Source organism: Legionella jordanis (assembly GCF_900637635.1).
GTDB classification, from domain to species: Bacteria; Pseudomonadota; Gammaproteobacteria; order Legionellales; family Legionellaceae; genus Tatlockia; species Tatlockia jordanis.
Genome location: NZ_LR134383.1, coordinates 3124681 through 3133723 on the forward strand (window position 1 = coordinate 3124681; position 9043 = coordinate 3133723).

Here is a 9043-nt window from a genome sequence, read left to right on the forward strand (position 1 = left end):
GCATCAGATTTTAAATCTTAAGCTCTTTAACCTTTCCACTTAATGCGGCACTAAAACTCAATATACCTGGAAAACGCCGGATGATGGGCAGTAACGAGGAGGATAAATGCGGACGCATGGTTAAGTGGGCAAAAAGAGCGGCTGCGCGAATTCTTCCCACAAATTGATGATGCCATTGTTTTTGATAATCAATTCCCACACGGTTCAAGTGCTCCTTATCCAATTTTTTTCCATGCTTAATGAAGCATTTGGCCAATAAGCAAGCTGATTGCATGGCCATACTAATGCCTTCCGCTATGATGGGATGTGCCTCCGCAGCTACATTGCCGACGTAAAAAATATCATTTTGATAGCAAGATCTTATCCCTGGTGATATAGGTCCCACTGCAAGCCACTGGTCTTGTTGCTCGGCCGAGGAAAGAGAGGTATCAACACCTAGACAATTTGCACGAATGTATCTAAGTACCGCATCTCCTGCTGACAATCCAGTATAGTGCGATCGGAGCTTTTGCAGGCGTTCACGCCGAATGCAGCAAGATAAAGTCATTCGCTCATCATTACTATGAACAAGCCCTCCATAGCCGTCAGGAAAGGAAATTAAAGACATTAAATCCCTGTCCAAATTGGAGTGGCTAAAATGGGTTTTAAACGCCAGGAGATCAGAAGGCTTATGCACTATAGGATTTCTTTTAATGACCGGTTTCTCCCAAGATCCCTGAGCCATGATCAACACCGGCGCAGTGAGCTCTAACGTCTTTTCTTTTTCTTTCGACTCAAGTTGGCAAATGAAGTAATTCTTTTCTGTGATGATACTAAGTGCAGTCCAGGGCTGCCAAATTTCAACCCCACGTTCTCTGGCAACATTCAGGAGGGCTGTGTCTAAGTGCTCACGTCCTAATGCCCTTCCCCATTTGATTGAATTATGCATCACCGGCATGTCTGCCGTAAGCATTTGATTGGCAACAAACCACCCGACCCGTTTAACAGGGGGACCTGCTTGTTCTGAAAACAACTCCGCTATTCCAAGTTCTGCCAGTAAGGGGTATGTGGCGGCAGATAGAAATTCACCGCAAACCTTTACACGAGGGAAGCTTTTTTTTTCGATGAGGGCAACGGACCAGCCTGAATGCGCTAAAAGAGCAGCCGTAGTCGCTCCTGCTGGTCCGCCGCCAATCACTAAGGCGTCAAAATTGGCATTCATTTTTCTGATAACAGGGAAGTTAATCCTTAATCCTAGCCTAAGAACTAAGGAAAACATAGAAAAATTGCTGCTAATTCGACTGCTCAGTGGCTATTAGCCTACTGCCATCCTTATTAGGCAAAACCTAGCCTTGGGTTTGTGCTCTCAGCCTGCGTTTGCTGATGCTTACTGTAGGAACGATATAGTTCGCAAGCCACATAAACAGTGGCCAGTGCCAAAGCAGCCTGCCAGCAAACTGCAAGCGTGCCGATAAGCAAAGCGGGCACAATGACGTTCTTTGCCAGGGTAAAAGCAAATTCATTCCGGGCCGCATTGTATTGCTCAAGGGCCTTTTCCTCATTTTCACCGCTTAATTCTGCATGCTTCAGCAATAAGCTTTTTTCCTTGTACTCTTTATAAGCGCCTTCAGATAGATACATGGCAGCACCCAAGGTGCAAACGGCATAACATCCGAGGATGAGGACTGGCGTGGTCAGCAACATGGACACTGAAAAACCTGCCATGAGAAGGAAAGCAGCGGCTGCGTCGAACAATAATGTGCTGCCCTCTTTCTGCCAGTTTAAATCCAGCTGCTTTATTTGCTCATTTAAAATGCGATGACGTTCATCCCCCTCAGCGCCAGCGAGTTCTGCCAACTCCTTCATGTATTGAGAACGTTTGGTTAGGTATTCTCTCTCAGCCAAATGGTGGCGCCAAAGAAGGAGACTCAAATCAAACAATAAAAATCCAGCGACAATCCATCCGGCCACGGGTGCAGAAATGCCAAAAAATTCATTGTAATTGGTTATGCAGTTAACGGTTCCCCAAACTAAATCATTTAAAAATGTGGCATGGCGTTTATAAATTTCATTAGTAAACCGTTTTCCTATACTCAACTTCTCTTCACTTTCGTTGGGACAACAAGTGTGTTTGAAGAGCATGGCGGCATTCATGATGAAGCGGACCGCAAAAAATCCCACGCTTAAAAAGCGCAAAATATTATTTGGTTTTTCAAGAATGGCAATGCTGCTGTCAATATCAATTTCTTTAGACAGTATATTGCCCAGTTTCTCCAGCCATTTTAAATCACGTGCCAATAACAAGGAATTTTTTACGGTTGTTCTGCAGAAAAACCAGTAAATTCGGTTGAGATTAGCCGCGCCTAATTTAGCCCTTAATTTTGACAGTTTTTTTGGCGAATCAATCAAATCGGCCATACCTTCCGCTATTTTTTCTTTTAAGTGAGCAAAATAGCTTTGCCGAACAGCCATTTTGGCTGGCGTCATCCTATCCTTTTGCAGAGCCTTTAGGGTATTGAATAGTTGCTCATATTGCAAAGCTTCTTCAGGCTGCCCATAAATTTCATAGCAGTGCTTAAGCATTATGCAACAGTAGCCGCAATAGAAATAGAATTCCTCGCTTGTTCCAGCTCTTTGCTGCAACACTGCGAATAATTGGCGAAATTCCTGTTCAATTAGTAAACGGTTAGTGGCAATAAAACCATAGTCATGTTCTCTTGCTCGTTGCAACACATAGTCATCTTTTGAATCGGCTGCTTTGACCCCAACAAAAAATGAATTTTTGTCGCTGAGAAAAGCCTGATATTGATTGAGGTAGCGAGAATGACTCATGATTTTAGTCCATCAAAAAAATGTGCAGAAAGGTAAAAATGCAAACTTACCACTCTCCCAGAGGGCAAACAAGCCTTTGTTTTATTTTTTTAACAGTTTGCCAAATCCTGACGATTACGGACAGCAATGAAAAAAAATTATTTCAAAACACATTGCGTAATATTTAGTTAATGTGCAGAAGTTATAATTTCCTTGTGAAATAACCGAGGTGTTGAAATGACAGGCTATGCACTCTTAAGCAATGTTGAAACAGAATACTTGCTATCCCAGCGCTTAACAGCTGTTGAACGGGTGAGCGTTGAACAATTCAATGCCGCAGTGCATCAAGACGTGTTATTCAACCCTTTTCAATATCACTATGATCAAGAACATAATTTATTTATTATTCTCACTCCCATCTTTGCGGCAGACTTTGCTTATCTACTTCCACATCTAGAACATTTTTTCCAGCAAATCAGTGGCCATCCCTCTCGAATTTTAATGGGAATCGTTGGCCATGGAGCGACTGAGCAACATATAGCCACCGCTTACATCCGAAGCGAGAATGGCCAAAAAGCCATTGATGTCTTTGATCCCAAAAGCAGCAATCCAGAACGTTTTTTTGCCAATTCAGGAAGTTGGTTGGGCGCTGCTTTTTCAGGACTGTTCCGCTCGCTTGTCCCCTTTTCAAACAATGATGTTGTTCTTGATGGCGATGCCAGCACAACGGTTCATTACCATAGTTTAGGTACGCAATCCTACTTTGACGGCGTTTCTTGTGGCTACCACAACGTTGCCAACATTCTGACTTGCCGGAAAATCATTGCGGCAGGGGAAGAAGTAAGCCGGGACACGATATTAAGCAGAACAGCCAATCCTGTGCATGAAATCGCAGGAATTTTAAACAAGGAAAAACAGTATCAAGAAAAGGTCCGCGTCAGTTTTAAAGAGTTCATGAGCAAAGCCTGGGCTGAATCTATGATGCCTTTTACCAGCCCTGAAGAGCGAAAAACATTAACAATTGCCAACTATTTTTTCGGTTGGCCCAAAGAAAGCACGGCTTTGAAAATACTGTATTTTATTAGTTTAGCCTTCATTGCCATCCCTCTTATCAATGTCGTAAGGCGCACGCCCGTCTTGTTATTAAACATTATTGCAGAAAGTGCTAACTTTTTTAAAAATCTTCTGATCAATTGGGCACCAACCCATGCAGTCACCCAATACATCCGAAGCGGTTTGTTACTTTTTTCTCTGGGAATTCAAGGATTATTTAAAGCACCGTCTTTAGTATTTCAAGCTCTAAGCTCACCCATCGACGCACTGAAGAGGGTTTTTACTGATGGTTCTAAATCCTCTAAAACTACAAACAATGACCAAAAACCCAAAGAATCTGACAAGGATGACCTACCAAAAGGGAGCAATGTGCAATCCATTTTTGCACAGAATGGCTTATTGGAAACCCGCTCATTACAATCATCTGCTGCACCTATTGCTGGTCTTTCCGTTGAACACCATAAGGAGACGGATTCGGAGCAAGATTGGATTGATGACTTTAGTGATTCAGTGAAAAGCGTACCGACTAATATTTAATCAATCATTTGCCTATGCAAAAGCTTGAAAATATTCTTCCCAGTAGGTCATCAGAACTGAATTCCCCCGTAATTTCACATAAAGCCTGATGGGCTAATCTTAAATCTTCAGCCAATAATTCCCCGGCTCGTTGTTCTTGTAATTGCCTTTGGCCAGCCAGCAGCAGATCCTTGGCGGTATCCAAGGCTTGCAAATGTCGCCGACGGGCTAAAAACTGGCCCTCATTGGGTTGATAACCAACCACTTGTTTTATCCTCTCTTTCAGAAGCTTAAGACCTTCACCTGATTTTGCGGATAAATAAACGGCTTGGCCTTCCATTTTAGCGGGCTGATTCAGGGAATCGATTTTATTATAAACGGGAATAATGGCTACTCCCTCTGGCAAGGCTTTACGAATTTCCTCATTTAAATCGAAAGAGGCTTTGGCATCATTTAAATCCATAACCATGATGACGCAGTCTGCCCGGCTGACTTCGTGCCAAGCTCTTTTAATCCCTTCGCGCTCAACGACATCGTCACTCTCGCGCAAGCCAGCGGTATCAACTACATGAAGAGGAATATCATCCAGCAAAATATTTTCACGCATGACATCACGTGTTGTTCCGGCAACATCGGTGACTATCGCCACATCTCGTCCAGCCAGTGCATTAATTAAGGTCGATTTTCCAGCATTGGGCCGGCCCGCCAATACAATGGTCAAGCCTTCACGCAAAATGGCCCCCTGCGAAGCGCTGCTGCGAATGGCCAGCAGCTGCTCAAGAATTGCTGCCAGCTGTGAAGCAACTTTTCCATCGCTTAAGAAATCAATTTCTTCCTCAGGAAAATCAATGGCTGCTTCCACAAACAGTCTCAGATTGATAATTTCTTCATTCAATGCATGGATTTTTTTGGAGAAATCCCCCTGCAAAGAGCGAATAGCCAAACGCGCAGCGGTTTGTGAACTGGCTTGAATTAAATCAGCGATGGCTTCAGCCTGGGTTAGATCCATTTTATCGTTTAAAAAGGCGCGTTCTGAAAATTCGCCAGGCCGCGCCAAACGTGCCCCTAACAGCAAGCACTCAGCCAGCAGATTATCCAAAACCATTGGGGAACCATGAACTTGAAACTCAACCACATCCTCGCCGGTAAATGAATGCGGAGCTTTGAAGAAAAGGGCGAGACCGTGGTCGATAACCTCATTTTGCTGATTTTGAAAAGTACAAAATGTAGCAACGCGTGGAGTAAGATTTTTGTGGGCATTGAGTTGCAAGGCAATGTTATAGGCCAAAGGACCTGAGAGACGCACGATGCCTACTCCCCCACGGCCGGGAGGAGTGGCAATCGCCGCAATTGTTTCGCTAGACATTACTTTGCGGTCACCAGGGTTTTATTTGGTTTATCGTCACTGTATTTGCGAGTGATATACCATTGTTGCAAGATGGACAAGGTATTGTTCACAATCCAGTACAGCACCAAACCTGCTGGGAAATTCCAAAATAAGGCGGTAAAGACTATGGGCAAAAACATCATCAGTTTAGCTTGCATGGGATCAGGTGGTGCTGGGTTCAGCTTTTGCTGAATCAACATGGTAGCTCCCATGATGATAGGCAAGACATGATAGGGATCAGCAACTGCCAAATCTTTTATCCACAAAATAAAAGGCGCTTGCCTTAGCTCAACGCTTTCCAGTAAAACCCAATACAAAGCAATAAAAACTGGAATTTGGATCAATATTGGTAAACAGCCACCCAAAGGGTTCACTTTTTCCTGACGATATAATTCCATTGTGGCCTGGCTTAATTTAGCCTTGTCATCGCCATAACGTTCACGTAAAGCCTGCAGCTTTGGTTGGAGCTTGCGCATACCAGCCATGGATTTGTAACTGCTGGCTGACAGGCGGTAAAAGGCCAATTTAATTAATACCGTAACCAAAACAATAGCCCAACCCCAGTTGCCAACGACTAAATAAATGGCTTTCATGATGGAAAACAGCAATGAGGATAAAAACCATAGCCATCCATAATCAACCGTTAGATCAAGACCTGGAGCAATGGCTTTAAGATCACTGGTGATTTCAGGGCCTACGTATAATTTAGAGCCAACCGTTTTTTGTTCACCGGGTGCTACTTTAATCGGTTGGCTTACCGCACCAATGGTGTAGTCATTATTCAATGCTCTGGTGTAGAACATATTTTCGCTGTCTGAATTAGGCACCCAGGCAGTCAGAAAATAATGTTGTTGCATGGCTATCCAGCCTCCCTTGGCATTTACATCCAAATTGGATTTGGCCATGTTGGAAAATGGCACTTTTTGGTAGCGATGCTGGCCTGGCTGAGAGTATGAGGCGCCTGTATAAGAACCAACATGGAATATGCTGGACTTGTCTTCTTGCGGTGAACTTCGCAGAAGCTGGGTATTCATGTAACCAGTCCATTCCTGGGAACTTTCATTTTTGATGAAATACTTCACCTGAATCAGATAGCTGCCGCGAGTAAAATGAAACTCTTTTTTGACGTCAAGCCCATCTGCTGTGCGCCCATTGAGCGTTACAGTCAGATCGTTTGCCCCCTCAGCCAACTCATATTTTTGCTGTGGGCTCGTGAAATTGAAATCAAGATTCTTGACTGAATTTCCCTCGGGCACAAATAAGCTGCTATTAGCTACATAACGTTGATTGCCTTCATCCTGCAAAATGGTAATGGCTTTATCTTTTTGTTCCACGCTAACTGGATAATCCAACAACTGAGCACCGACAATATCGCCATCTGCTGTGTTGATTGCCAGATTAAGCACATCCGTTTTAACCTGAATGGCTTGTGATGGGGATTTAGTATTATCTTCTTGCTCAACCAGATTTTGCGGTTGGGAGGACTGTTGATTTTTAGGGTTAACAGCCGGCAGCAAAGTACCATGTTTAGTCGCAACGGCATTTTGACTGCTTAATGATGTCTGTGCAATTGGCGGATAATCCTTCTGCCAATTCATCCACAGGGAGTAAACAACCAGCGCAAGCGCTGCATATAGAATGACACGTCGTATATCCATTAAGGCTTCTCTTCGTTAGGTAGAACGGGATCATAACCACCAGCCGCCCAAGGATGACAGCGTAATAAGCGACGAGAGGCTAACCATCCTCCCTTCAAAACGCCAAAATGCTTAATCGCCATAAGGGCATACTGAGAACAACTGGGGTAATATCGGCAACAAGGTTTCATAATGGGTCGTAGCAACCACTGGTATAAAACGATAGGCAAGCAAATCAAATTGCGGATGAATCGATTAATTTGTCCCATGTTTTACCTAATTTGGCAATTATAGTCTTATTTTCTACCTTTGCTACGCCTGGCCTTGCCAAGACTACCACATCAATGGCAGGTAATTGTTTGATGCGGAATGTTTCGCGCAATAAGCGCTTTAATCGATTGCGATCATGCGCCTTTGCTATGGCTTTCTTGGACAATGCCAACCCTAGTCTGGCATACCCCAGAGAATTTGCGCGATATAGGAAAATAAACTCTGAGGTAGCCACTTTTTTAGCTTGAGCAAACACGTACTCATAATCACTTTTTTTAAGCAATCGACGTGTCTTGTCAAAACACGTCACTTAGGCAGATAAACGTTTACGGCCTTTAGCGCGACGTCGCTTTAAAACCAAACGGCCACCGCGAGTTGCCATACGCTGACGAAAACCATGATCGCGTTTGCGCTTCAAGTTACTAGGTTGGAATGTGCGTTTCATGATGAACCTGTTGTTAATTAAAAATTAAGGTTGGCAATGATAGAAAACTTTACACCCTCTGTCAAACGCTTCAATGGTTTTAGCGGGCAATGTTTCTGCCCATAATTATAATAAAAAAATTGAAAAATTAATTTGTTGTTTATTATTAGCAAGCCAGCGCCTGTGGATTACATTTGTAATATCATGTAAATCAATAAGTTATCGGTTTTACTTCTTGTTATCCTCTAGCTGATAAATAGTGGGGTTGCGAGTATAAATACAGTGAATGAATTCTAAATGGCATTTTATTTGCAGTAAATTCTCCAAATATCTTGTTCTTGTCCACAGCATTCATCCACAGTTCAATTTCCTGCTCTGAGAAACACTGGTTCAAAAAATGGCCTAAGTTGTTCGATTGGAAGCCAGCCCCGAAATCCGCTGTCGCTGTAATTAACATAAAAGAATAATATTTTTATGATCTGTTCTTATTATATAGGGATGGAATTTCTGTTATTAATTCATTAAAACAATTTAAAAACATATAGTTATCTCTAAAAATTCATGTTTATAAACCTGTTTTTGCTTGGGTGAAACCAAAGGCTAACTTAGCTCTTTTACTCAAGATGTGCGGCTAATCCCATTTTAATGAGCAACTTTTATAGATGTTATTCTTCCATTCGTTCACAAGTTTAAGCTATCCTCATCAGACTTTTACTCGCTTGTTAATGCTGTACTTGGCTAAAATTTTTTCCAATCAGCTGTGGATAACTCTGTTTTTTTGACGGAGGCTGAGTATAATCTCCTTTTTATCTGCACTTTCTTAAGGGCAAAGTCAGTCGAGCGATACATATCAAGAATGTGAAATCACTAGGGTAATCTCTTCCTTGCTACCTAGGTCAATTCAATGGCAATATTTATTGCAATGCTATGGCTGCTCGTTAGCCTTCAGAACTTTGAGGAGTATTT

8 protein-coding genes are annotated in these 9043 nt (G+C 42.8%); 1 reads left to right on the forward strand and 7 read right to left on the reverse strand.

The genetic code is table 11. The annotated features are described in order from the left end of the window. Positions 1-10: 10 nt before the first annotated feature. Positions 11-1201, reverse strand: coding sequence for an NAD(P)/FAD-dependent oxidoreductase (locus tag EL203_RS14210; RefSeq protein WP_058471598.1), 1191 nt, complete (start codon positions 1199-1201; stop codon positions 11-13). A 113-nt stretch (positions 1202-1314) separates the two neighbouring features. Then, entirely contained in the window at positions 1315-2811 is a 1497-nt protein-coding gene (locus EL203_RS14215) for a hypothetical protein (RefSeq protein ID WP_058471597.1), read from the reverse strand. Between the two features lie 216 nt (positions 2812-3027). On the opposite strand from EL203_RS14215, the gene EL203_RS14220 reads away from it, so the two are divergent. Next, a complete protein-coding gene (locus EL203_RS14220) occupies positions 3028-4380 on the forward strand; it encodes a hypothetical protein (RefSeq protein WP_058471596.1) in 1353 nt (450 codons plus the stop codon). A gap of 4 nt (positions 4381-4384) precedes the next feature. Here EL203_RS14220 and mnmE read toward each other — a convergent pair whose 3' ends face one another. Genes mnmE through rpmH form a run of 5 tightly spaced genes read right to left on the reverse strand, consistent with a single transcriptional unit; the run spans position 4385 to position 8098 of the window. Further along, positions 4385-5725 (reverse strand): tRNA uridine-5-carboxymethylaminomethyl(34) synthesis GTPase MnmE, encoded by a 1341-nt coding sequence (gene mnmE, locus EL203_RS14225; protein WP_058471595.1) that lies wholly within the window; start codon positions 5723-5725, stop codon positions 4385-4387. Beyond that, positions 5725-7404: a membrane protein insertase YidC gene (yidC, locus tag EL203_RS14230; protein ID WP_058471594.1), complete on the reverse strand. Its 1680-nt coding sequence runs from the start codon at positions 7402-7404 to the stop codon at positions 5725-5727. The genes mnmE and yidC overlap by 1 nt, the downstream gene beginning before the upstream one ends. Further along, complete coding sequence (yidD, locus tag EL203_RS14235; RefSeq protein WP_082647182.1) at positions 7404-7652, reverse strand: membrane protein insertion efficiency factor YidD; 249 nt, start codon at positions 7650-7652, stop codon at positions 7404-7406. The genes yidC and yidD overlap by 1 nt, the downstream gene beginning before the upstream one ends. Next, positions 7619-7963, reverse strand: coding sequence for a ribonuclease P protein component (gene rnpA / locus EL203_RS14240; protein WP_058471593.1), 345 nt, complete (start codon positions 7961-7963; stop codon positions 7619-7621). Before rnpA ends, yidD begins: the two co-directional genes overlap by 34 nt. Then, positions 7964-8098, reverse strand: a complete 135-nt coding sequence (gene rpmH, locus EL203_RS14245; RefSeq protein ID WP_019215662.1) for a 50S ribosomal protein L34 — start codon at positions 8096-8098, stop codon at positions 7964-7966. Positions 8099-9043 lie beyond the last annotated feature (945 nt).

Bases quoted from the DNA above. Each gene is read 5' to 3' on its own strand.
- yidC (WP_058471594.1), bottom strand. From the start codon at position 7,404: ATGGATATACGACGTGTCATTCTATATGCAGCGCTTGCGCTGGTTGTT.
- yidD (WP_082647182.1), bottom strand. From the start codon at position 7,652: ATGGGACAAATTAATCGATTCATCCGCAATTTGATTTGCTTGCCTATC.
- EL203_RS14220 (WP_058471596.1), top strand. From the start codon at position 3,028: ATGACAGGCTATGCACTCTTAAGCAATGTTGAAACAGAATACTTGCTA.
- rpmH (WP_019215662.1), bottom strand. From the start codon at position 8,098: ATGAAACGCACATTCCAACCTAGTAACTTGAAGCGCAAACGCGATCAT.
- mnmE (WP_058471595.1), bottom strand. From the start codon at position 5,725: ATGTCTAGCGAAACAATTGCGGCGATTGCCACTCCTCCCGGCCGTGGG.
- EL203_RS14215 (WP_058471597.1), bottom strand. From the start codon at position 2,811: ATGAGTCATTCTCGCTACCTCAATCAATATCAGGCTTTTCTCAGCGAC.
- EL203_RS14210 (WP_058471598.1), bottom strand. From the start codon at position 1,201: ATGAATGCCAATTTTGACGCCTTAGTGATTGGCGGCGGACCAGCAGGA.